Source organism: Marihabitans asiaticum (assembly GCF_007828725.1).
GTDB classification, from domain to species: Bacteria; Actinomycetota; Actinomycetes; order Actinomycetales; family Dermatophilaceae; genus Marihabitans; species Marihabitans asiaticum.
This window is the reverse complement of the sequence record NZ_VIUW01000003.1, coordinates 187,656-210,606: the sequence shown is the minus strand read 5'-3', so window position 1 is coordinate 210,606 and position 22,951 is coordinate 187,656. Positions and strand designations below refer to the sequence as shown.

21 protein-coding genes and 1 tRNA gene are annotated in these 22,951 nt (G+C 72.4%); 7 read left to right on the top strand and 15 right to left on the bottom strand.

Annotated features, from left to right (window positions below):
* The gene (locus FB557_RS09150) at positions 1-420 is read left to right on the top strand and encodes a glutaredoxin family protein (RefSeq protein ID WP_144857312.1); all 420 of its coding nucleotides are present in this window, start codon (positions 1-3) and stop codon (positions 418-420) included.
* Here the strand turns inward: FB557_RS09150 and FB557_RS09145 are convergent.
* Positions 408-1,298 (bottom strand): NAD-dependent protein deacetylase, encoded by an 891-nt coding sequence (locus FB557_RS09145; RefSeq protein ID WP_246074630.1) that lies wholly within the window; start codon positions 1,296-1,298, stop codon positions 408-410. The genes FB557_RS09150 and FB557_RS09145 overlap by 13 nt on opposite strands.
* A 73-nt stretch (positions 1,299-1,371) precedes the next feature.
* Between FB557_RS09145 and FB557_RS09140 the strand changes: the two genes are divergently transcribed.
* The 6 genes from FB557_RS09140 to FB557_RS09115 all read left to right on the top strand — a co-directional run bounded on the left by FB557_RS09140 (position 1,372) and on the right by FB557_RS09115 (position 9,995).
* Positions 1,372-2,274, top strand: a complete 903-nt coding sequence (locus tag FB557_RS09140; RefSeq protein ID WP_144857311.1) for a LysR family transcriptional regulator — start codon at positions 1,372-1,374, stop codon at positions 2,272-2,274.
* Between the two features lie 96 nt (positions 2,275-2,370).
* Complete coding sequence (locus FB557_RS14595; protein ID WP_144857310.1) at positions 2,371-3,237, top strand: ComEA family DNA-binding protein; 867 nt, start codon at positions 2,371-2,373, stop codon at positions 3,235-3,237.
* The gene (locus tag FB557_RS09130; RefSeq protein WP_144857309.1) at positions 3,234-5,615 is read left to right on the top strand and encodes a DNA internalization-related competence protein ComEC/Rec2; all 2,382 of its coding nucleotides are present in this window, start codon (positions 3,234-3,236) and stop codon (positions 5,613-5,615) included. The genes FB557_RS14595 and FB557_RS09130 overlap by 4 nt, the downstream gene beginning before the upstream one ends.
* 114 nt (positions 5,616-5,729) lie before the next feature.
* Complete coding sequence (locus tag FB557_RS09125) at positions 5,730-6,725, top strand: hypothetical protein (protein WP_144857308.1); 996 nt, start codon at positions 5,730-5,732, stop codon at positions 6,723-6,725.
* Entirely contained in the window at positions 6,722-9,352 is a 2,631-nt protein-coding gene (locus FB557_RS09120) for a YhgE/Pip domain-containing protein (RefSeq protein ID WP_144857307.1), read from the top strand. Before FB557_RS09125 ends, FB557_RS09120 begins: the two co-directional genes overlap by 4 nt.
* Before the next feature lies 1 nt (position 9,353).
* Entirely contained in the window at positions 9,354-9,995 is a 642-nt protein-coding gene (locus FB557_RS09115; RefSeq protein ID WP_144857306.1) for a TetR/AcrR family transcriptional regulator, read from the top strand.
* Here FB557_RS09115 and FB557_RS09110 read toward each other — a convergent pair.
* The 14 genes from FB557_RS09110 to FB557_RS09045 all read right to left on the bottom strand — a co-directional run bounded on the left by FB557_RS09110 (position 9,992) and on the right by FB557_RS09045 (position 22,940).
* Complete coding sequence (locus FB557_RS09110) at positions 9,992-10,840, bottom strand: DegV family protein (protein ID WP_144857305.1); 849 nt, start codon at positions 10,838-10,840, stop codon at positions 9,992-9,994. The genes FB557_RS09115 and FB557_RS09110 overlap by 4 nt on opposite strands.
* An 11-nt stretch (positions 10,841-10,851) precedes the next feature.
* The gene (gene leuS, locus FB557_RS09105) at positions 10,852-13,755 is read right to left on the bottom strand and encodes a leucine--tRNA ligase (RefSeq protein WP_144857304.1); all 2,904 of its coding nucleotides are present in this window, start codon (positions 13,753-13,755) and stop codon (positions 10,852-10,854) included.
* An 85-nt stretch (positions 13,756-13,840) separates the two neighbouring features.
* Complete coding sequence (locus FB557_RS09100) at positions 13,841-14,491, bottom strand: lysoplasmalogenase family protein (RefSeq protein ID WP_144857303.1); 651 nt, start codon at positions 14,489-14,491, stop codon at positions 13,841-13,843.
* Between the two features lie 35 nt (positions 14,492-14,526).
* The gene (locus tag FB557_RS09095; protein ID WP_144857302.1) at positions 14,527-15,999 is read right to left on the bottom strand and encodes a gamma-aminobutyraldehyde dehydrogenase; all 1,473 of its coding nucleotides are present in this window, start codon (positions 15,997-15,999) and stop codon (positions 14,527-14,529) included.
* A 20-nt stretch (positions 16,000-16,019) separates the two neighbouring features.
* The gene (locus FB557_RS09090) at positions 16,020-16,643 is read right to left on the bottom strand and encodes a YgjV family protein (protein ID WP_144857301.1); all 624 of its coding nucleotides are present in this window, start codon (positions 16,641-16,643) and stop codon (positions 16,020-16,022) included.
* Between the two features lie 9 nt (positions 16,644-16,652).
* Positions 16,653-17,408, bottom strand: a complete 756-nt coding sequence (locus FB557_RS09085) for an ABC transporter permease (RefSeq protein WP_144857300.1) — start codon at positions 17,406-17,408, stop codon at positions 16,653-16,655.
* Positions 17,405-18,475 (bottom strand): YeiH family protein, encoded by a 1,071-nt coding sequence (locus FB557_RS09080; RefSeq protein WP_144857299.1) that lies wholly within the window; start codon positions 18,473-18,475, stop codon positions 17,405-17,407. Before FB557_RS09080 ends, FB557_RS09085 begins: the two co-directional genes overlap by 4 nt.
* Positions 18,476-18,621: 146 nt before the next feature.
* Positions 18,622-18,694: transfer RNA gene (locus FB557_RS09075), tRNA-Ala, on the bottom strand.
* Between the two features lie 102 nt (positions 18,695-18,796).
* Entirely contained in the window at positions 18,797-19,474 is a 678-nt protein-coding gene (locus FB557_RS09070) for a histidine phosphatase family protein (protein ID WP_246074625.1), read from the bottom strand.
* Positions 19,471-19,833 carry a ribosome silencing factor gene (gene rsfS, locus FB557_RS09065; RefSeq protein ID WP_144857298.1) on the bottom strand — a complete coding sequence of 121 codons (363 nt, stop codon included), beginning with the start codon at positions 19,831-19,833 and terminating at the stop codon, positions 19,471-19,473. Before rsfS ends, FB557_RS09070 begins: the two co-directional genes overlap by 4 nt.
* A complete protein-coding gene (gene nadD / locus FB557_RS09060; protein ID WP_246074722.1) occupies positions 19,830-20,420 on the bottom strand; it encodes a nicotinate-nucleotide adenylyltransferase in 591 nt (196 codons plus the stop codon). The genes rsfS and nadD overlap by 4 nt, the downstream gene beginning before the upstream one ends.
* A 16-nt stretch (positions 20,421-20,436) precedes the next feature.
* Entirely contained in the window at positions 20,437-20,778 is a 342-nt protein-coding gene (locus tag FB557_RS09055; protein ID WP_144857296.1) for a hypothetical protein, read from the bottom strand.
* 515 nt (positions 20,779-21,293) lie between these two features.
* Positions 21,294-22,607, bottom strand: a complete 1,314-nt coding sequence (locus FB557_RS09050; RefSeq protein ID WP_144857295.1) for a glutamate-5-semialdehyde dehydrogenase — start codon at positions 22,605-22,607, stop codon at positions 21,294-21,296.
* Positions 22,608-22,634: 27 nt separating this feature from the next.
* On the bottom strand, positions 22,635-22,940 hold the full coding sequence (locus FB557_RS09045; protein ID WP_144857294.1) for a hypothetical protein: 306 nt from the start codon (positions 22,938-22,940) through the stop codon (positions 22,635-22,637).
* Positions 22,941-22,951 lie beyond the last annotated feature (11 nt).

Here is a 22,951-nt window from a genome sequence, read left to right as displayed (position 1 = left end):
ATGGGCCGCTGGCTGCCGGCGAGCCTCGTCCTGCTCGTGGTGGTGTGGACGACGCTGCCCGGCCTGCTCGCCGGCGACCTGCGGGCCGTCCTCGTGCTGCTCGCCGGCTTCGGCATCGCCTGGTGGGTCTCCCCGCTGAACGGACAATCCGGTCCCCGTCACGAGGACCTGACCGGCGAGGACCCGGTGGTCATCTACTGGCGCCCCGGCTGCGTCTACTGCATCCGGCTGCGCGGCGCCCTCGGCCGTCAGGGCAGGCGCGCCACCTGGGTGAGCATCTGGGCCGACCCCGACGCCGCCGCCTACGTCCGCTCGGTCAACGGTGGTGACGAGACCGTCCCGACGGTGCTCATCGACGGCGAGCCGCACACCAACCCCGACCCAGAGCTGGTCCGCACCGCCCTCGCTCAGGCGAGCTGATCCCCCTTCGCCCCGCCGGGCCGCTCGGCGAGGGCGAGCCGATCCGCGATGCGCTCCAGAGCGGGCGCCAGCTCGCCGTCGACCTTGTAGGTGACCAGGTCGTCGCCCCGGCTGTCCCCGCGGGTCACCAACGCGACCGGCACCCCGTTCTTCGCGGCCCGGCGTACGAAGCGCAGACCGGACATCACCTGCAGGCTCGAGCCGAGCACGAGCAGGCTGGGTGCGGCGTCGGTCAGGGCGAAGCACCGCTGCACCAACGCCTTGTCCACCGAGCCGCCGAAGAAGACGACGTCAGGCTTGAGCAGGTCCGAGGAGCACACGCGGCACCTCGGCTGCTCGAAGGCCTCGACCTGCACCTGCTCGAGGCGCACGTCGCCGTCGGGCCGGATCTCCTCGCTGTCGACGTCGAAGCCGGGGTTCTGCGCCGCCATCCGCGCGTCGAGGTCGGCGCGCCGCTCCCGGGTACCGCAGGCCAGGCACAGCACGTCGGCGAGCGAGCCGTGCAGCTCGACCACCCGCTCGGTGCCCGCGGCCTGGTGCAGCCCGTCGACGTTCTGGGTGATGACGTCCCCGACCGCCCCGAGGCGCTGCAGCTCGGTGACCAGGTGGTGCGCCGCGTTGGGCCGGGCCGCGGAGAATCGCCGCCACCCGACGAAGCTGCGCGCCCAGTACCGCTGCCGGGCCTGACTCGAGGCGAGGAACTCCGAGTAGTGCATCGGGGCGACCCGGCGGGTTCCGTCCGGGCCGCGGTAGTCGGGGATGCCCGAGCGTGTCGACATGCCCGCGCCGGTGAGCACGAGGGCGGGCCGCTGCCGGAGGACCTCCGCGATCGCCTCGAGCGGCCCCGTGGCGGCGAGGTCGAAGGGAGGTGCCGTCACCTGACCAGTATGCGTCGTCGGCGGCGGCCGGTGAGGGGGACGACGCCTCGGACCGGCCCGGTACGGTTTGCTCATGATCGACGCCGCAGGGCTGCGCGTCATGCGCGCCATCGCCGACGAGGGCAGCTACACCGCTGCCGCCCTCTCGCTCGGCTACTCCCAGCCGGCGATCTCGCAGATGGTGCGCCGCCTCGAGCAGCGCACCGGGACCGCGCTCGTCGAGCGCGTCGGTCGGTCGGTGCGGCTCACCGAGGCCGGTCAGGTGCTCGCGCGGCACGCGACGACCGTGCTGGCCACCCTCGACGCTGCCGAGGAGGAGGTCGCCGCCATCGCCGGCCTGCGGGCCGGTCGGGTGCGGCTCATGGCCTTCCCCAGCTCGTCGGCGACCCTCGTGCCCCGCGCGCTAGCCGCTATGCGGGCCTCGCACCCGGACGTGACGGTCACCTTCACCGAGGCCGAGCCGCCGGAGTCGATCGCGGCGCTGCGCACTGGGGACTGCGACCTAGCCGTGGCCTTCAGCTATGACGGGTGCGACGTGGGGCGCGGCGAGGACCTCGACGGCTTCGTCGTCGAGCCGCTCCTCGACGAGCAGGTCGGGGTCGCCCTGCCACTGACCCACCGGCTGGCCGACCGGGAGCGCGTCGACCTCGCCGACCTCGAGGACGAGGACTGGATCGCGGGCTGCGCGCGCTGCCGCGGGCACCTGCTCCAGATCGCGCACGACGCGGGGTTCAACCCGAGCGTGACCTTCGAGACCGAGGACTATGTCGCGGTGCAGGGTTTCGTCGGGGCGGGTCTCGGGGTGGCCCTCATCCCCGATCTCATCCGCGACGCGACGTCGAACGACGCGGTCGTCGTCAAGGCGCTCAACCCCCCGACGCACCGGCACATCCACGTCGTCACCACCCCCGACCTGCAGCGCGTCCCGGCGGTCGCCGCGACGATGCGCGCGCTCTGCGAGGCGGCCTCGGGCTGAGGAGCCTTGTCCACAGCCTCGTCGAGGGGCGGGTGACGATCCACATCGGGAGTCGCTGAACGGCCGCTCAGCGCGTCGCTTCGTAGCGTCGCGGTCATGAGAGCACCGGTCGAGCCGAGCGAGCGGCTGCGCCAGATCCTCGCGGCCGCCGAGGCGAAGGGGGCGAGCGCCCCCGACGAGCCTCCGCCGCCGCGTCCGGTGACGGTTCCCGCTGCCGTGGCGGAGTCGCGGTGGCGTCTCTCGCCGCGGGCGGCCCTGGGTGTCGGCCTCGTCCTGCTCGTCGCCGTCCTGATCCTCGGGGCGCGCACGGTGCTCGCCGAGCGGGCCGCCGAGCCGGTGCCGGTGGCGGGCGACGGCGTGGCCGAGGCGGGAGACCGGAGCGGGTTCGGCGCAGAGCAACCGTCGCCGACGGGCGGGAGCGAGGAGGCCGAGGCGGCCGGGCCGGGCAGCACCGGCGAAGGGGGTGAGCCCGCTCCCGCGAGCACGTCACCGGCCGGTGACGTGCACGTGCATGTCGTCGGTGAGGTGAGCAGGGCGGGAGTGGTGACCCTGCCTGCAGGCTCCCGGGTGGCCGACGCCGTGCAGGCGGCGGGTGGGTCGAGCGCCGAGGCTGACCTGAGCTATGTGAACCTCGCACGACTCCTCGTGGACGGCGAGCAGGTCGTCGTGCCGGCCGAGGGTGAGGTGCCGCCGGTCGGGGCGCCCGCGCCGGCCACGCCCGGCTCCGCAGCCGGCTCGGCAGCTGGAGGGTCCGGTGGCTCGGCGCCGACCGCTCTGGTCAACATCAACACCGCCGACCAGGCGGCGCTGGAGGTGCTGCCCGGCGTCGGGCCGGTGCTCGCCGGGAGGATCGTGCGGTGGCGCGTCGAGAACGGGCGCTTCACCAGCGTCGACGAGCTCTCCGAGGTGAGCGGGATCGGCGAGAAGATGCTCGCCCAGATCGGCCCGCAGGTCACCGTGTGAGGGCTGGCGAGGACGCGCTCGGCGACGGCGGTGCACGCCTCGACGTGCGACTGCTCCTGCCGGCACTTTTCTCCTGGGCGGTCACGGTCTGGGTGCTGGGGCAGCCGGTCTCCTCGCGATGGTGGGTGGCTGGGGCGCTGGCCGCGATCTCGGCGGGATGGGCGGCGGTGCTGGCCCGAGGCGGCGGACTGGACCGCTCGCGCCGATCCGCGCTCGGGTGTCTGTGCGTCCTCGCCGCGGCAGCCACGTCGACCGCTGCGGCGGCTGACGGGGTGCGGGCCGCGGCCGGTGGGGTCGACGAGCTGGCTGCGGCACGCGCGACCATCGCGGCGCGCGCGGTGGTGCTCACCGAGCCGGTGGTCCGCGCCCGGCCCGGCAGGGAGGCAACCATCACCCTCCGCGTGCGCCTGACCTCGGTCACCGCCCGAGGAGCTCAGCGGGTCACTGCTGCCCCCGTCCTAGTCCAGACGAGCGAGCCGGGATGGGCGCAGGTGCGCTGGCACGACGAGGTGAGCCTGCGTGGACGTCTCGCGGAGAGCGACCCGGGTGAACCGGTGCTCGCCATCCTCCGGCCGCGAGGACCCCCGGAGAGCGGCAGCCGTGGGCAGCTCCTCGAGCTCGCCGAGGGTCTGCGCTCGCGCCTGCGGGACGCCAGCGCCGGACTTCCCGCAGATGCCCGAGGGCTCGTCCCGGCCCTCGTGATCGGCGACACGAGCCAGACCCCGCCGGACCTGCACGACGACATGCTCGTAACCGGCATGTCCCACCTGTCCGCGGTGTCCGGCAGCAACGTCGCCATCGTCCTCGGCGCCTGCCTGCTGCTCACCCGGCTCTGCGCCGCCCCGCGGCAACTGCGTCCGTGGGTCGCCGCGGCAGGCCTCGCGTGGTTCGTCATGCTCGCCCGGCCCGAGCCGAGCGTGCTGCGCGCCGCCGTCATGGGAAGCGTGGGCCTGCTCGGGATGAGCGCGTCCCGGCGCGGAGCCGGCGCGCCTGCGCTGGCGGCAGCGGTCGTCTCGCTGCTGCTCCTCGACCCTTGGCTGGCCCGCAGCTACGGCTTCGCGCTCTCCACGCTCGCCACCCTCGGGCTGCTCGTCTTCGCCGGCCCGTGGTCGGCGGCGATCAATGCCCACCTCCCCCGGCGTCTGCACGTCGTCGGCCCGGCCTGCACCATCCCGCTCGCGGCCCACCTCACCTGCGCCCCGGTGGTCGTGCTGCTCCAGGGCTCGGTGAGCACGATCAGCGTGCTCGCCAACCTCGTGGCCGCCCCCTTCGTCGCCCCGACGACGATCGCAGGGATCGTCGTCGCCCTTGTGGCCGTCCCTCTCCCCGCAGCAGCCGGGTGGCTCGCCTGGGCCGCAGGGGTCCCGGCCCTGGCGATCGCCGGGACCGCGCGAGTGGCTGCCGACGTGCCGGGCGGCTCGATCGACTGGCCGGACGGGTCTGCGGGCGCCTGGCTCCTCGCCGGCCTGAGTCTTGCGGGCCTGCTGTGCTGGCCGTGGCTGACCCATCGGGCCCGGGCCACACCGGCGATGGCCCTTGCCGTGCTCGCCGCCGTGACGAGCACGCTTCTCCCGTCGCGGGTACTCACCGGTCCCCCCAAGGAGTGGGTGATGGTGATGTGCGACGTCGGTCAGGGAGACGCGCTGGTGCTGCGCTCCGGGCCCGGGCGAGCGGTGCTCGTCGACGCCGGTCCCGAGCCGGCCGCGGTCGACCGATGCCTCGACCGCCTCGATGTGCAGACCCTGGACGCGGTGGTGCTGAGCCACCTGCACGCCGACCATGCCGACGGTCTCGCCGGCGCCCTGGAGGGTCGGGCTGTCGGCGAGATCGTCCTCTCCCCCGTCGCCGAGCCGGCATGGTCGGCGACGAGGGTCCGGCGCCTCGCGGCCGAGCACGAGGTGCCGGTCTCGACGGTGGTCGCCGGCGACGAGCTCCGCTACGGCGAGATGCGCGCCGAGGTCTGGTGGCCCGCGCGCCGGATCGCGCAGGGGTCGGTCCCCAACAACGCCTCGGTCGTCCTGCGCGCCCAGGTCGGCGAGCTGTCCGCCCTGCTTCTCGGGGACGTCGAGGCCGAGGCCGCTCACGCGATGCTGCTGCGCCTGCGTCGCGACCCCGCGATGGGCGCCTCACTCGACGGTCTCGACGTGCTCAAGGTGGCCCACCACGGCTCGGGCAACGCCGACGTCGCGTTCCTCGAGCAGGTGCGCGCGCCGGTGGCCCTGATCAGCGTCGGCGCCGACAACGACTACGGCCATCCGGCCCCGGCGCTCCTCAGCACGCTCCAGCGGCAGGGCAGACAGGTGTGGCGCACCGACGAGGACGCCACCGTGCTCGTCGGTGAGGACGACTCCGGGCCCGCGGTCGCCCGCCTGCGATGAAGGGCCGGTCCGCCCACCCCGTCATCTTGCACTGACCGGTCAGTCTAAATAGACTGATGGGGTGACCCTCCCCCTTCGCCTGCGGCCAGCTCCCGGCCTGGACCGGTCGCGGCCGTGCTGACCGTCGACCGACTCTCCGCCGACGGGCGGCACGCCCCGCTCTTCCACTCGACGAGCTTCAGCGTCGCGCCCGGCGAGCTCATCCTCGTCCAGGCGCCGAGCCAGCTGGCCCGGACCGGCCTGAGCCTGATCCTCACCGGTCGGATGAAGCCCGGCGGCGGGACCGTGCGCTGGGGCGGCGACGACGCCCGCTCCGCCCTGCGCCGAGCATCCGAGCTCATCGACAGCCCGGAGGTCAACGAGATCGAGACCCACATGCGGGTCCGTGACTACGTCTCGGAGATGCTCTCCTACCAGCCGCACCCCTTCCTGCGCCGACCGCATTCCGGGCAGTGGCTCGCCGACCACGACCTCGAGGACCTCGACAACCTCTGGGACGAGGAACTCACCGGCGAGCAGCGGATCCGCCTCACCGTCGCGCTGGCACGCAGCAACTCCGGGGCCGACCTCCTCGTGTTCGACACCCCGTCGCGCCACGCCAACCACTCTGTCACCTGGATCCCCCGGCTGGAGCAGCTCGCCCAGGACCCCGACCACCCCCGCGCCGTCGTTGCGGTGGTCCCGCACATCTCCGAGAAGTGGAACGGTCCGGTGGCCATCGCCGGGGAGAGTGAGGAAGAGACCCCAGCCGGCGGGGAGCACGCCGGCCCGGTGGCGAGCGACGACGAGGCCGATCACCATGTCGGCTCGCACCTGCCGGCCTCGCTCACCACCGCCGGGTCCGCCGACCCCCGCGGCGGGAGCACCTCGGCCGCGGCCGTCGATGACGCCGACGAGAGCGGCGAGGACCAGACGGCCGAGGAGCAGAAGGCCGAGGACCAGAAGGCCGAGGACCAACCCCCGACCGAGGACCAACCGGCCGAGAACGAGCCGGACGCACCGATCGACACCGTCGACGAGCCGGCCACCGAGACCTCCGCCGACACGGCGGCTGAGACAGGGTCGCCCGACACCTCCGCACAGACCGATGAGGAAAGCACCACGTCATGACCTCCCTTCGCCTCGCTCTCACCGAGATCAAGCGCTTCTCCGGCGGCGTCATGCCCAAGCTCGTGCTCATCGCGATGCTGTGCATCCCGCTGCTCTACGGCGGCGTGTACCTCTACTCCAACTGGGACATCTACGGCAACGTCGACGAGGTCAAGGGCGCGCTGGTCGTCAGCGACAAGGGCGCGACGACCGAGGATGGCACCTTCCGCAACACCGGGCAGGAGGTCGGCGACGAGCTGCGTGAGTCCGCGGACTTCGACTGGCACGACTACCCCGACCGAGAGGCAGCGGTCGAGGACGTCACCGACGGCACGGTCGACTTCGCCCTCGTGACCCCTGCGGACTTCACCGAGCACCTGCTCTCGACCTCACGCTTCGCCCCGGACGAGGACGGCAGTGCCGGTCCGGTCGACCCCGAGGCAGCCGGGATCGAGCTGATCACCAACGACGCGAACAACTACCTCCTGACCAACATCGTGGGCAAGGCCGGCACGACCGTCCGGGACACCGTGTCCTCGGAGGTCGGCGAGGAGACCGCGAGCCAGCTGCTCGCCTCCTTCACCACGATCCATGACCAGGTCGCCGAGGCGGCCGACGGCTCGCGCGAGATCGCCAATGGCACGGTCGAGCTCTCCTCGGCCATCGACCAGCTCAAGGACGGGACCGCCCAGCTCAAGGACGGCGCCCTGCAGCTCAACGACGGTGCACTCACCCTCGTCGACGGGCAGGGACAGCTCCTCGCCGGCGCACGAGACGGCCTGGACGGCGCTCGCGCTCTCGACGACGGGGCGCGCAGGGTCGACGAGGGAGCCACCGAGCTCTCCGGCGGGCTCGGACAGCTCGCCGACGGAACGGGCCGCCTGTCGGACGCGACGGCCACCGCGGCGAAGGGAGGACGCGACCTCGCGTCCGGATCGGCCGAGCTGGCCGACGGCGCCGGCCAGCTGAAGGACGGCGCGGACCGGCTCAGCTCGGGTGCCGGTGAGCTCGCCGACGGCACACGAGCGCTGAGCGAAGGTGCCTCGGACCTGCGCGACGGCACCTCCCAGCTCGACGAGAGTCTCCAGAGCTCGGGCCTTGGTGAGGTCTCCACGAACCTCGAGCAGGTCTGCACCGATCTCTCGGCGATCAACGACGCGGAGGCGACCGGCCGGCTGGGCACGGACGTCTCCAACGCGGTCGTCTCCGAGGTCGGGTCGGTCGTCGCCGAGCAGGTGCAACCGCTCGTCGACTCCGGGGTACTCACCCAGGCCCAGGCCGACCAGATCGTCACCGACGTCTCCGGCGAGGCGGCCCGCAGCAGGGTGGCCGACGCGACCGCCAAGGGGTTGGACCGGTTCGAGGCCAGCGACGTCGGGTCCGGCCTCACCGAGCTTCGCGGGTCGGCCTGCGCGGCCGGTGGCGGGTCGAGCATCGGCGGTCAGATCGACACCCTGATCGGCGCCGTGGCGCAGATCGACGCCGGCGCCGGCCGGCTCGACAGCGGTCTCGAGGAGGCCAGCACCGCGGCCGGCACGCTCGCCGACGGTGCCACGACCCTCGCCGACCGGACCGGTGACCTCGCCGACGGCGCCGACGAGCTGAGCTCCGGAGCGGGGACCCTGGCGGACGGGCTGAGCACGCTCGACGACAAGGTCGGGGACCTCGACTCGGCCGCCGGTCAGCTCAACGCCGGCGCGACCCGCCTCACCCAGGGCACCGGCCAGCTGCGCGACGGCACCGGCCAGCTCGTCTCCGGGGTCGAGCAGCTCGTCGCCGGGCAGGAGCGGGCGCTCGACGGTGCCGAGCAGCTGGCCGACGGGACCGGCAAGGCGGTCGAGGGGTCCTCCGAGCTCGACGACGGCGCCGGGCAGGTCCAGGACGGGTCGGACCGGCTCGAAGAGGGCACCGACGAGCTGAACAAGGGCCTGGAGAAGGGCAAGGACCAGATCCCCGACCTGGACGAGGAGGAGCGCGACTCGCTCGCCTCGGTGATGTCCAAGCCGGTGCAGACGCAGGGCAGCTCACTCGGTTCGGCCAGCACGTACGGCGAGGGGATGGGGCCGTTCTTCATGGTGCTCGCCCTGTGGATCGGTCTGCTCATGGCCGGGCAGTTCCTCCGCGCCTCCAACGACCGCGCCCTGGCCTCGAACACCTCGAACCTGCGGGTGACGCTCGGCTCGTGGCTCCCCTTCGCGCTCATCGGTGCCGGTCAGGCCGTGGTGCTCTTCACCGTGGTCAAGCTCGCCCTCGACTTCGAGATGGAACGGCCGTGGCTGGTGCTGCTCTTCCTCGTCCTCGTCTCAGTCTCGTTCTCGGCGATCGTCCAAGGACTCATCGCGCTGCTCGAGGCGCCGGGCAAGCTGCTCGTGCTCATCCTGCTCATCCTCCAGCTCGTGACCTGCGGCGGGATGATGCCCTACGAGACCCTGCCGGAGTCCCTGCGCTGGCTGCACCATGTGCTCCCGATGAGCTACGGGCTGACCGGGATGCGCCGGCTCATCTACGGCGTCGACCTGGGCTCGATCGCCGGGCTGAGCGCCCTGATGCTGCTCTACCTGGCCATTGGCCTGGCCTTCAGCTACCTCGGCACGGTGCGCCATCGCACCTGGACGCTGAGCAAGCTCCACCCGGAAGTGGTGCTCTGAGGTGACGACCACGAGCGAGCGCTCCGGCGCCCCCGTCAGGCGGCGCCCGGAGCGCACCCGCAAGACCCAGCTGCGCCTCTTCGAGGCGGCGATGGCGGTGATGAGTGAGAAGGGCACCGGGTCGACCACCGTCGAGGAGGTGGCCGCCGCGGCCGGGGTGTCCAAGGGCACCGTGTACTACAACTTCGGGTCGAAGGGGGCGATGGTCGAGGGCCTGCTCTGCTACGGCCTGGAGCTGGTGATGACCGGCGTCGCCGACGCCTTCGAGGCTCAAGACGACCCCCGCGAAGGGCTGACGGCCGCTGCGCGGTGGGCCCTGCAGTTCCTCCAGGGACACCCCGGCTTCGCCCGGCTGGTCATCGCGGAGTTCTGGCGCCCCGGGAGCGAGAAGTCCGCGGCGCTCAGCGCTCACCGCCAGGCGCTGCTGGACCAGGTGAGCGCCATGATCGCCTCGCTCGCGCAAAGCCACAACGTCCCGGACCAGCCGGAGCCGCGATCGCTCGCGGTGGCGACCGTCGGGTCGCTCTTCATGCTGTCGATGGACCACGAGACCTCCGAGTGCGAGCGCAGCGTCGAGGACTCGGTGCGTGCGGTCACCGCCCTCGTCGACGGCTATCTGGCCGGAGCGAGCACTCGGCGCTAGGGTCGGCCGGTCAGCCCCACAGCGATCGTGCCCGGACCGACGTGGGCGCCGATGACGGCGCCGAGCTCGGCGAGCTCGACCGGCACGTCGAGCGCCTCCGACAGCGACTCCTGCAGCCTGGCGGCGCGTTCCTGCGCGTCCAGGTGCACCACGGCGGCCCGGAGCACTCCCCCTTCGCCGGCCAGCCGGCCCGCCCGCTCAATCGCGAGCGCCTCGACCCGGGCGAGGGCCCTGCCCGCCGTGCGCACTCGCTCCAGCGGCTCGACCACGCCGTCGCGCAGCTCGAGGATCGGCTTGATCGACAGTGCCGACCCGAGCAACGCCTGGGCTCCGCCGATCCGCCCGCCGCGGCGCAGGTGCTCCAGGGTCGCGACGTAGAGCAGCACCTCGGAGGCTCCGCTGACCGCCAGGGCGGCACGTTCGACCCCTTCGCCGTCCTCCCCGTCCTCCGCCGCCTCCACGGCAGCCAGGACCGCCTGCCCGAGCGGGTAGGAGATCGTGCGGCTGTCGACCACCCGCACCGGGACCGGCGCGTCCGCCGCGGCGCTGCACGCGCTGTCATAGGTCGAGGACAGGGCCGAGGAGAGGTGGATCGAGACGACCTCGCTCGCCCCTTGCTCCGCGGCCGCCTCGTACGCGGCGAGCATCGCGTGCGGGGTCGGTCGCGAGGTGCTGACCCGCTGCTTCTCGCGCATCGCGGCCGCGATGTCACGCCCGCTCACCTCACCGTCGGTCCAGGTCGACTCCCCCGCGAGCACCTGCAGCGGCACGACCCGCACCGACGAGGTATCGCTGCCCACGGGGAAGGTCGCGGTGGAGTCGGTGACGACCGCGACGCGGCTCACGAGAGCACCTCCTAGACCGGGACGACGTTGACGAGCTTGGGTGCACGGACGATGACGGTACGGACCCCGTCGGTGGTCGCCGCCGCGACCTTCTCCCGGGACAGCGCCAGCTCGCGCAGCGCGTCCTCGTCGATGTCCGCAGGCACCTCGACCCGGTCGCGCACCTTGCCCTTGATCTGGATGACGCAGGTGACGCTGGACTCGACCGTCTTGGACTCGTCGGCGACGGGGAAGTCCTCGTGCACCAGCGACGTGGTGTGCCCGAGCCGAGCCCACAGCTCCTCGGCGATGTGCGGGGCGACCGGAGCGATCATCAGCACGAGCGGCTCGACCGCGGCCCGGGGCGGCGCGGGCAGCTTGGTGATCGCGTTGTTCAGCTCGATGAGGCGGGCGATCGCGGTGTTGAAGCCGAGCGAGGCGTAGTCGGCGCGGACCGCGGCAATGCTCTGGTGGAGCACCCGCTCGGTGTCGGCGTCGAGGGCGTCGTCGGTGACCCGCAGCTCACCGGTCTCCTCGTCGACGACGTTGCGCCACACCCGCTGGAGGAAGCGCTGCGCGCCGACGACGGCCCGGGTCTCCCACGGCTTGGACTGCTCCAGCGGCCCGAGCGACATCTCGTAGACGCGGAAGGTGTCGGCGCCGAACTGCTCGTACATCTCGTCCGGGGAGACCGCGTTCTTCAGCGACTTGCCGATCTTGCCGTACTCCTGGGTGACCGGTCGGCCCTGCCAGGTCCACCCCTTCGTCCCGTCCTCAAGGACGCTCTCCTCGACCTCGGCGGCGGGCACCGGCTGGCCGCGGTCGTCGCGGTAGGCGTGGGCCTGGATGTAGCCCTGGGAGAAGTAGCGGCGGAAGGGCTCCTCGCTGCTCACGTGTCCGAGGTCGAAGAGGACCTTGTGCCAGAAGCGGGCGTAGAGCAGGTGCAGCACCGCGTGCTCGACCCCGCCGATGTAGAGGTCGACGCCCCCGGGGTCCGTGGCCCCCGCGGGCGCGCCGGCGACGGTCTCCTCGCGCGGACCGACCCAGTACGCCTCGTTGGCCGGGTCGACGAAGGCCTGATCGTTCGCCGGGTCGAGGTAGCGCAGGTAGTACCAGCACGAGCCCGCCCAGTTGGGCATCGTGTTGGTCTCGCGGCGGTACCGCTTCGGGCCGTCGCCGAGGTCGAGCTCGACGTCGACCCACTCCTCGGCGCGGCTGAGCGGGGCCTCGGGCTCCTGGCTCGAGTCGTCCGGGTCGAAGGTCTTCGGCGAGTAGTTGTCGACCTCCGGGAGCTCGACCGGCAGCTGCTCCTCGGGGATCGCATGGGCGACCCCGTCCTCGTCGAAGACGATCGGGAAGGGCTCGCCCCAGTACCGCTGGCGGGAGAAGAGCCAGTCACGCAGCTTGTAGCTGACCGTGGCCCGACCCAGGCCCTTGTCCTCGAGCCAGGCGGTGATCGCCGACTTCGCCTCGACGACACCCATGCCGTTCAGGCTGATCTCGTCGTTGGCCGAGTTGATCGCGGGCCCGTCACCGGTGAAGGCCTCGTCATCGGGGTGGCCCTCGCTCGGCTGCACCGTCCGGACGATGTCGAGGTCGAAGGCGGTCGCGAAGTCCCAGTCGCGGCTGTCCTGGGCCGGCACCGCCATGATCGCGCCGGTGCCGTACCCCATGAGCACGTAGTCGGCGACGAAGACGGGGATCTGCGCGCCGGTGACCGGGTTGGTCGCGTAGGCGCCGGTGAAGACCCCGGTCTTGACCTTGTCCTCGATCTGTCGCTCGACGTCGCTCTTGCGCGCGGCGGCGCGGCGGTACTCCTCGACCGCGGACGAAGGGGTGTCCGCCTCGGCCGTCCAGGCCTGCCGGGTGCCCTCGGGCCAGCCACCGCCGGGGACGATCTGGTCCAGCAGCGGGTGCTCGGGGGCAAGCACCATGAAGGTCGCGCCGAAGAGGGTGTCCGGGCGGGTCGTGAAGACCTCGATACCGGCGGCCTCGCCCGCAGTCGTCGTGACCGGGAAGGTCACCGACGCGCCCTCGCTGCGCCCGATCCAGTTGCGCTGCATCGCCTTGACCTTCTCCGGCCAGTCGACCCGGTCGAGGTCGTCGGCGAGGCGGTCGGCGTAGGCGGTGATCCGCATCATCCACTGGCGCAGGTCGGCCTTGAAGACCGGGAAGTTGCCGCGCTCGCTGCGCCCGTCGGAAGTGACCTCCTCGTTGGCCAGGACCGTCCCGAGGCCGGGCGCCCAGTTGACCGGCGCGTGGCTGGTGTAGGCGAGCCGGTACTCGTCGAGCACGGCCGCCCGCTCGGTCGGCGACAGCTGCGACCAGGTGCCCGAGTACCCCTTCGGCAGGTCACGGCCGGCCTCGAAGGAGGCGACGAGGTCCGCGATGGGCCGCGCCCGACCCCGTCCGCCGTCCTCGCGGACGGCCTCGGTGTCGTACCAGGAGTCCCAGATCTGCAGGAAGATCCACTGCGTCCAGCGGTAGTAGTCGGGGTCGATCGTGGCGAAGGCGCGGCGGTCGTCGTGGCCCAGGCCGAGGCGGCGCAGTTGGCGCTTCATCACCACCATGTTGTCCTCGGTGGTCTTGCGCGGGTGCTGCCCGGTCTGCACGGCGAACTGCTCGGCCGGCAGGCCGAAGGCGTCGTACCCGAGGCAGTGCAGGACGTTCTTGCCGAGCATCCGCTGGTAGCGGGAGTAGACGTCGGTGGCGATGTAGCCGAGGGGGTGCCCGACGTGCAGCCCCGCCCCCGAGGGGTAGGGGAACATGTCGAGGACGAGGAGGTGACCGTCGGTCTGCGCGACCCGCTCGGGCTCGGCCCAGGGGCCGGCCGGGTTGGGGGCCCGGAAGCTGCCCTCCTCCTCCCACCGGTCCTGCCAGGCCAGCTCGATCTGGTCGGCCAGGGCGGCGGTGTAACGGTGCGGGGTCTGGCTCATGAGTCCTTGTCTCTCGCGGTCGACGAGGGCCGCTCGGGCCCGGTCTCGCACGATACCGGCGAAGGGGGCGGAGCCAGCGCTCCGGTCAGCTGCCGGACCGGGTCGCGGCCGCCGCCATGAGGGCCTGGGCGAGCAGGTACGGCACCATGACCTTCAGGCCCGCCTGCTCGACCGGGTCGACGAAGGCGTCGACGGCGATGACGGCGTCGCTGAGGACGAAGAGGCTCGAGCCGAGGCCGAGGAGCCGGTCCCCCGTCGACCAGGCGCCCAGGCTCATCGCGGCGATCACCCCCGCGTAGGCGCCCACCGGCGCGACCGCGACCACGCCGCCGTCAGCCCATAGGCGGGCCAGCGCCGGGGCGCTGAGCGCAACGGACGGCGCGAGCGCCGCCGCTCCTACCGCCACCCACCGGCTGCGGCGCATCCCCATGCGGGAGAAGCCGTGCAGGTAGGCGAGGTGGCCGACGAGGAAGGAGCTCAGCCCGGCGAGGAAGAACGCCTCGCCGTCACCGAGGAGCAGCACGTCGCCGCCGAGACCGAAGGCGAGGCCGGTGAGGTGGGCTCGGCCCCAGGGACGCTCCAGCAGACCCGAGGACACCGCAGCGGCCCCGAGGGCGACCATCGCGCCGGGCTTGGCGACCACTTCGAGGCGCCGGTTCGCGGTGGCGACCGCCACCCAGTCCGCCGCCGCGGCCCCGGCGGTGAGGGCCCACAGGGCCGCGCTCCTGACTCGCATGGGGCGGACTTTAGCCAGCCACGCAGGCCACGCGGTCAGGTGGTGAAGATCGTGCGGTGCCACTCCTTGCGGGCGGCCCCGGTGATGTCGGTCATCACGTGCTTGACCTGGGTGTACTCCTCGAAGGAGTAATGCGACATGTCCTTGCCGAAGCCGGACTGCTTGTAGCCGCCGTGCGGCATCTCGCTGATGATCGGGATGTGGTCGTTGATCCAGACGCAGCCGGCCTGGATCTCGCGGCTGGCCCGACCCGCCCGGCCCAGGTCGGTGGTCCACGCCGAGGCGGCAAGGCCGTAGGGGGTGTCGTTGGCCAGGCGGATCGCCTCGTCGTCGTCGTCGAAGGGCAGGACGACCAGGACCGGGCCGAAGATCTCGTCGCGGACGATCTCGCTGTCCGGCGCCGCGTCGGTGACGAGGGTGGGCCGGTAGTACGCGCCGTTGGCGAGGTCGCCGCTCTGCGGAGCCTCACCGCCGCAGACAACGGTGGCGTAGCCGCGGGCCCGCTCGACCATGCCGGCGACCTTGTCGCGGTGGTCGAAGGAGATGAGCGAGCCCATGTCGGTGGCCTCGTCCCGGGTCGGCCCGATGACGACCCGGCCGAAGAGGTCGGCGACGCCGGCGACGAAGTCTTCGAGCACGCTGCGGTGCACGATCGCCCGGGTCGCGGCGGTGCAGTCCTGCCCGACGTTGATCAGCGACCCGGCGACCGCGCCGTGGATCGCGGCCTCGAGGTCGGCGTCGTCGAAGACGACGAAGGGGGCCTTGCCCCCGAGCTCGAGGTGGACCCGCTTGGCGTTGGTCGCCGCGGCCTCCAGGACCGTGCGCCCGACCCTGGTCGAGCCGGTGAAGGAGACCATCGACACGTCCTCGTGCCGCATGAGGTGCGCTCCGGCGTCCGGCCCGTTGCCGGCGACGACGTTGACCGTCCCAGCCGGCGCTCCCGCCTCGTGGAAGGCCTTGGCGAAGATCAGCGAGGTCGTCGGGGTGAGCTCGGAGGGCTTGAGCACGATGGTGTTGCCGGCGGCGATGGCGGGCAGCACCTTCCACGCGGCCATCTGCAGCGGGTAGTTCCACGGGGCGATCGAGCCGACGACCCCGATCGGCTCACGGCGGATCGTCGAGGTGTGCTCACCGCTGTACTCGGCCGAGGCCATGCCGGTGAGGTGCCGGGCGGCTCCGGCGAAGAAGCGCACGTTGTCGATCGAGCCTGGCACGTCGAACTCGCGGCACAGCCGGATCGCCTTGCCGCACTCGGCGGTCTCGGCCTGGGCGAGCTCCTCGAACTGGCCGTCGAGGATGTCCGCCGCCTTGTGCATGATCGTGGCCCGCTCGACGTGCGGCAGCCGCGACCACTCCGAGTACGCCTCGCCTGCAGCGGCCACCGCCGCATCGACGTCCTCGGTGGAGGCCAGGTCGACGGTGCCGAGCTCCTCCCCCGTCGAGGGGTCGACCAGCGGCTGCTCCCCGCCGCTGCCCCTGCGCTCCTGCCCCTTGATGAGCTGGTACATGCTTCTCCCTTCGTCGCGCGTCATCGAGCAACTCGCTTCTCGTACCGGTCGCCGGCCGAGACGAAACCCAGCCTGTCGTAGTAGGGGGCGACCATGCCAGGGGGTGTCCGCACGGTGGTGAACCGGCCCTGGCCGATCGGGCCGTCGCTGCCGAAGACGAACTCGCCGGGGCTGCGGTCGCGGTAGCGGGGGGTGACGTAGTCGAGGAGCACCTGCCCCACCCCTTCGCCCTCGTCCGCGACGATCGTCACCCCGACGGTCTCGTCACCGGTGAGCACGAGGTAGGCGTCCTGGTCGGCGAAGGGGTCGTGGACGAAGCCGGGGTTGAAGCGACGGATGTCGGCCTCGTGCACCCGCAGCACGTGCCTAAGGTAGGCGTCGTCGCCGGGGACCTCGAGCACCTCGTACTTTCGGGCGTCGTGCCGGTCGCGGGCGCCCTGGGCGAGGCGGACGACGTTGATCACGGCGAGCACGACGTTGAGCCCGACCATCGGCCAGACCCCGACTGCGGCGTTGTAGCCGATGAGGACCAGGCAGCCCACGAGGTTGATCCACCGCAGCCGGTGCAGGTTGGTCTGCAGCAACGAGACAACGAGCACCGCGGAGCCGAGCCAGCCGATGACCTCGAGCAGCGTGCCGTCCATCCGGGCAGGTTATCCGTACGGGACGAAGGGGGAGCGCCCGGCGACCCGGGCGACGACGATCCCGGAGACCGCCTTGGCCAGGAGGATCCCCGCGAGGACGACGAGCTGGAACTTCGCCGCCTCCACCGGACTGGCTCCGCCCATGATCGCGCCGACGAAGGCGCCGGGCAGGGTGACCAGGCCGGTGCTCTTGGTCTGGTCGACCGAGGGGATGAGCATCTCGCGCACCGACTGCCGACCGATGTCGTCGTGCGCGACCGGCGGTGTGGCGCCGAGCGCCAACCAGCCCTCGATCTCTCCGGCGCGTTCGCGGGCGGTGGCGTGGAAGGTGCGCCCGACGAGGGTCGCCCCGGCCATCGCGTTGCCGATGATGATGCCGGCAACGGCGATGAGGTAGCGCACGGTCCAGTCCATGAGGTGCAGGGCGAAGACGAGGACGACGGTGAGCAGCGAGGCGGCGAGCACGCCGAGCACGGCGCCGCGGCGGCCCTGGTAGACCTCGGTGAGCCGGCGCGCGGAGGTCAGCGACGCCGTGGTGAGCATGAGCAGGATGAAGAGGGCGACGGTCCACGGGGTCGAGAGCACCCCGGAGAGGACGAGCGCGACGACGCCGAGCTGGAGGGCGGCGCGCAGCACCGCGGTGACCGCCTGCCAGCCGAGCTCGAGCCGGGCCCAGCGCATGACCAGGGTGGCGATGACGGTGAGCAGCAGCAGCGCGGCGACGAACCACGCCTCCCCCGCCCACCCCTGTGGCAGCTCGATCATGAGCGCACCGCCAGGATGACTCCGGTGAGGGCGATCCCGGCGACGACGGCGGTCGTGATCGCGGCGAGGGCGAAGGGGGCGAGCCCGCCCTTGCGCAGGTCGGCGGCGCGCACGCCGCACCCGAGGGCGAACATCGCGGCGGCGAGCAGGGCGGTCTGAGCGATCGCCGCGAGGTCGAGGGCGGCATCCGGCAGGTCGAGCGTCGAGCGGAGCGCGACCATCGCGAGGAAGCCGAGGACGAAGGGAGGGACGACCGGCGGCAGCGTGGTGCCGGTCGGGCCGCTGCGGCCGGTCTGCTCGAGGGCGCGTCGGCGGTGCAGGCCGATGCCCGCGATGACGGGGGCGAGCAGGAGGACCCGGGCGAGCTTGACGAGGACGGCGACGGTGAGTGCTCCCCCGCCGATGATGCCGCCGGCGGCGACGACCTGGGCGACCTCGTGGACCGAGGCGCCGGCAAACAGCCCGGCCTTAGCGGGGGCGAGGTCGAGAGCGGCGGCGCAGAGCGGGACGAGCGGGATCATCAGGGTCCCGAAGATCACGACGAGCGCGATCGCGGTGGCGGCATGCTCGGCGGTGTCCTCGTCGTCCTCGGTGACCCCCGCTGCCGCGGCGACGGCGGCCGCGCCGCAGATCGAGAACCCGCACCCGATGAGCAGCGCGAGGGTTGGTGGGACACGCAGCAGGCGGCCGGCCCAGACCGCGGTGGCCAGGCCGCCGGCGACGACCGCGAGGACGACGAGCAGGACCGGCGCGCCGAGGGCGAGGATGTCGCCGAGGACGAGCTGCAGCCCGAGCAGGACGATCCCAGCGCGCAGGAGCCTCTTCGCCGAGACCTCGATGCCGGGCCGGGCCCACGCCGGGACGCCAGTGGTGTTGGCGAGCAGGATCCCCAGGACGATCGCGACGAGCAGTGGGCTGACCCCGGTGACCAGCCGGCCGGCGGCGAAGGCGAGGAGCGCCGCGAGCAGGGCGAGCCCGACCCCCGGTGCGACGCGCCTGCGCGACGCGAGGTCGGATGTATCCGCCTGGCTCGTGGCGGTAGCTGGTCCTGACGGCACGACATCCATCGTCTCTCACCCCTTCGCCACTTCTGCCGTCCGGTCAGAAATGGCGGGCGTGTCGGCCGACTCGCGCGCAACTTCTGCCCTGAGGGCAGATCTGGCGAGCGGTGTGAGGGTTCGGGCCGTGCAGATGTCGTGAGACATCACATCGGTGGAGCTGAGGGGATTCGAACCCCTGACCCCCTCCATGCCATGGAGGTGCGCTACCAACTGCGCTACAGCCCCGAGCGGTGTCGCTCTCGCCCCCGAAGGGACTGCGGAATCTTACCCAGACACCCCCCGCCGCGACCAAATCGGCGAAGCGGCGCCCCTGTCCCGAGGCAGGCCTCAGGCGGTGGCGCCGTCGGTGGCCAGCGCCTGGGCGGGTCCGACATTCCACTGGGCGATCCGCCAGCCGGCGCGGCCTTCCTCGAGGAGGGCCCAGTGGCAGTTGCGCAGGCCGCCGATAGCCAGCCAGGACTGCTGCTGGTCCAGCCCGACGAGGTCGCAGACCAGGCTGCGCGCGGTCACCCCGTGGGTCGCCAGGACGACGCACTCCCCCGGCTCCATCGAGGCGATCACCTCGTCGACGAGCGACCGAGCACGCTGTGCGACCTCGGCAATCGTCTCCCCGGTCCCACCGCGACGGAAGTCCTCGCCGGTGAGCAGCCGCTCCGCGTCCTCCGGGTAGCGCTCGCGTACCTGGGTGCCGGTCAGTCCCTGCCAGCCACCGGCGTGGATCTCGCGCAGCCGCTCGTCGGTGCTCAGCTCGACCCCGCAGGCGGTCGCGACGTCCTGCCCGGTGACCTGGGCGCGGCGCAGGTCCGAGGAGAGCACGCGGGAGGGACGAAGGGGGATCAGCGCCCGCGCTGCGGCCTTGGCCTGCGCGTGACCGCGCTCGGAGAGCTCGTGGTCGAGCTGGCCCTGCCAGATGCCCTTGGCGTTGGAGTCGGTCTCGCCGTGGCGCAGCACGACGAGGCGACGCGGGGCGGCGAGGCCGGTCATCTGGGCGGTCGCGCCGCTCACTGCTCCAGGCCCAGGTCGATGGCCGGGCAGTCCTTCCACAGCCGCTCGAGCTCGTAGAAGGCACGCTCCTCCTCGTGCTGGACGTGCACGACGATGTCGTTGAAGTCCAGCAGCACCCAGCGGCCCTCCCGGGCCCCTTCGCGGCGCAGCGGCTTGACGTCGACCTCGCGCAACGCGTCCTCGACGGCGTCGACGATGGAGGCGACCTGGCGCTCGTTGTCGGCGGAGATCACGAGGAAGATGTCGGTCAGCGGCATCTGCTCGCTGACGTCGAGGGCGACGATGGATTCGGCGACCTTGTCGGAGGCGGCTCGGGCGGCTCGGGTGGCGAGCTCGACGGCTCGGTCGGTGGCGCTCACGTGGTGGTGGGCTTCCCCTCTTCGGATCGGGTGTACAGGGCGTACTTGTTGATGTACTGCACGACGCCGTCGGGCACGAGGTACCAGACCGGCTCGCCGTCGGCGACGCGCTCGCGGCAGTCGGTGGAGGAGATCGCCATCGCCGGGATCTCCTGGAGCGTGACCTTCTCGTCCGGCAGACCGGACTCCGAGAGGGTGTACCCGGGCCGGGTCACGCCGATGAAGTGGGCCAGCTCCCACAGCTCGTCGACGTCCTTCCACGACAGGATCTGGGCCAGGGCATCGGCGCCGGTGATGAAGAAGAGCTCGTCCTCGGGGCGGGCCGCGTGCAGGTCGCGCAGGGTGTCGATCGTGTAGGTCGGCCCCTCGCGGTCGATGTCGACGCGGCTGACGGTGAAGCGCGGGTTGGACGCCGTGGCCACGACCGTCATGAGGTAGCGGTCCTCGGCCGGGCTGACCTGCTTGTCCGCCTTCTGCCAGGGCTCACCGGTGGGGACGAAGACGACCTCGTCGAGGCCGTAGAGGCTCTGCACCTCGCTCGCGGCCACGAGGTGGCCGTGGTGGATGGGGTCGAAGGTCCCACCCATGACGCCGAGGCGCATGTCAGTCGTGGTTCGGGTGCTGACGCGTGTCGGGCGAGGGTGCGTCGCTGCGCGCGGGCCCCACGCGCTCGGGGACGACGTCGTGCTCGGAGTCTGCCAGTGCGTGCGACCCATCGGTACGCGGCGCCTCACCGGCACCTGCCCCATGCGCGTGGTCACCGTCGTGGGCGCCGTCGGAAAACTTGTGGGCCGTGCCACGGAAGGACCACAGCGCCGCCAGGGCGAGGGCGAAGAGCGCCAGCGCGATCCCGCCGAAGACCCACTGGCTGAAGGGCAGCTCGGTGTGGTGGGCACCGGAGTGCTCCTCGGCCTCGGCGGCAAGGGTGAGAACAGTGCTCAGCATGCCGACCAGCGTACCCGTGCGGCCGGCGCGCTTCGCCTCTCCCCCGAGCGGTGTCCGCCGCACCGGTGCACAGGGCCTCCTGCACAGGCTTAGTGCACAGGCTTAGTGCACAGGGCTGTGGACGGGGACGACGTGATGCGGCTCGTCCTGTGGACAACCAAGCGCCGCGCGCCCGTTCGGCGCACAGCTCACCCACCTGGTTGATCGGGTGCGGCGTGGCGGGTAGACACGTCCCTGCACCGCCTGGCGCTGCTCGTCCCTGACAGCAGCGACCAGGAGCCACCGGGCCATGGGGAAAACGCCCGCTGCACAGCGCGAGAGCGCGACGACGCCGCCTCGGCGTCGGGTGACCGCAGCGGACGGTGCCTCCTGGCCTGCAGCATGCGCCACCGACGCCTGTCGGCGTCGCCGCTGGTCACCGCGGCGCCTCCGGCGGTGGTGCGGCACACGCGTGAGGGCCCCTCCGATCTCTCGGAGGGGCCCTCACCATGCCGCCCGACGGGCGCGTCGGGGCTTCAGCGGATGTGGCCCTCGCCCTCGACGACCCATTTCGTCGTCGTCAGCTCGGGCAGCGCCATCGGGCCACGGGCGTGCAGCTTCTGGGTGGAGATGCCGATCTCCGCGCCGAAGCCGAACTCGCCCCCGTCGGTGAAGCGGGTGCTCGCGTTGACGAGCACCGCGGCTGCGTCGACCTCGGCCACCCAGCGGCGGGCGGCGGCCCGGTCCTCGGTGACGATCGCCTCGCTGTGCTGCGAGCCGTAGCGCTCGACGTGCTCGATCGCTGCGTCGATGTCCTCGACGACGGCGACGCTCATCTCCAGCCCGTGGTACTCCGTGGCGTAGTCCTCGTCGGTGGCCGCCTCGACCGGAGTGTCCCCGGCCAGGTCTGCCGTGGACTGGTCGACGTGCAGGCGCACCCCAGCGTCGGCCAGCTCGGCGAGGGCCGAAGGGAGGAAGTCGGCGGCCACGTCACGGTGGACGAGGAGGGACTCGGCCGCGTTGCACACGCTGGGCCGGTGGGTCTTGGCGTTGACCGTGATCGCCCGGGCGCGCTCGAGATCCGCCCCGGCGTCCACGTAGACGTGGCAGTTGCCGATCCCGGTCTCGATCACCGGCACGGTCGAGCCGGTGACGACCGACTCGATGAGCCCGGCACCCCCGCGCGGGATGAGCAGGTCGACCAGCCCGCGGGCCTGCATCAGCGCGGTGACGCTGCCGTGCCCGCCCTCAAGCAGCTGGACGGCGTCCCGCGGTAGACCGGCCTCGGCGAGGGCCTCACGCATGACGTCGACGAGGACCCGGTTGGTGCTCGCGGCGGCGCTGCCGCCGCGCAGGATCACTGCGTTGCCCGACTTCAGACCGAGCCCGGCGGCGTCGACGGTCACGTTGGGGCGGGCCTCGTAGATCATCCCCACGACCCCCATGGGCACGCGCACCTGGCGGATCTGCAGCCCGTTGGCCAGGGTCGAGCCGCGTACGACCTCACCGACCGGGTCGGGCAGGGCGGCCACGTCCCGCAGCGCCTGCGCGACGTCGGCGACCCTCCCTTCGCCCAGCCGGAGGCGGTCCTGCAAGGACTCCGCCATCCCCTGGGACCGGCCCCGCTCGATGTCCTCGTCGTTTGCCGCGACGACCCGCCCGGCCGCCGCGTCGACGGCATCGGCGAGGACCAGCAGCGCGGCGTCCTTCTCGGCCCGGGTGAGTAGGGCGAGGCTGCGGGCCGCGACCCGCGACCGGGTGGCGAGCTCGTGGACCCGCGCGACGTCCGCGTCGCTGGCAGCGGCTTGCCGGCTCGTGTCCGGCGCGGCATCGGTGGTCGAGGCACTCATGGGCCCAACCGTAGGCGAGGGAGCGGGCTAGGCCTGAGCGTCGTCCGACCTGCGGTCCGTGCCGTCTCCGACCGGCCGGTCCGGCTGGTCGCACGTCGCGGCCGCCTCCATCGAGGAGGTCCCCGCACTCTCCTGGCTGGCCGTCCCCTCCCCCGGCTCGGCATGCGGCCCGGCCGCCGCCCGGGCCGCGCTGCGGTCGGTGCGCTCCGACGCGGTTCTCGAGGCCGGCTGATCCCCCCTTCGCCCCATGACGACCCACAACAGCACCCCGATCAGCGCGATGGCGACGATCACGACGACGAGCACCACGATGATGCCGACGGACGAGTACATGACGATCACTC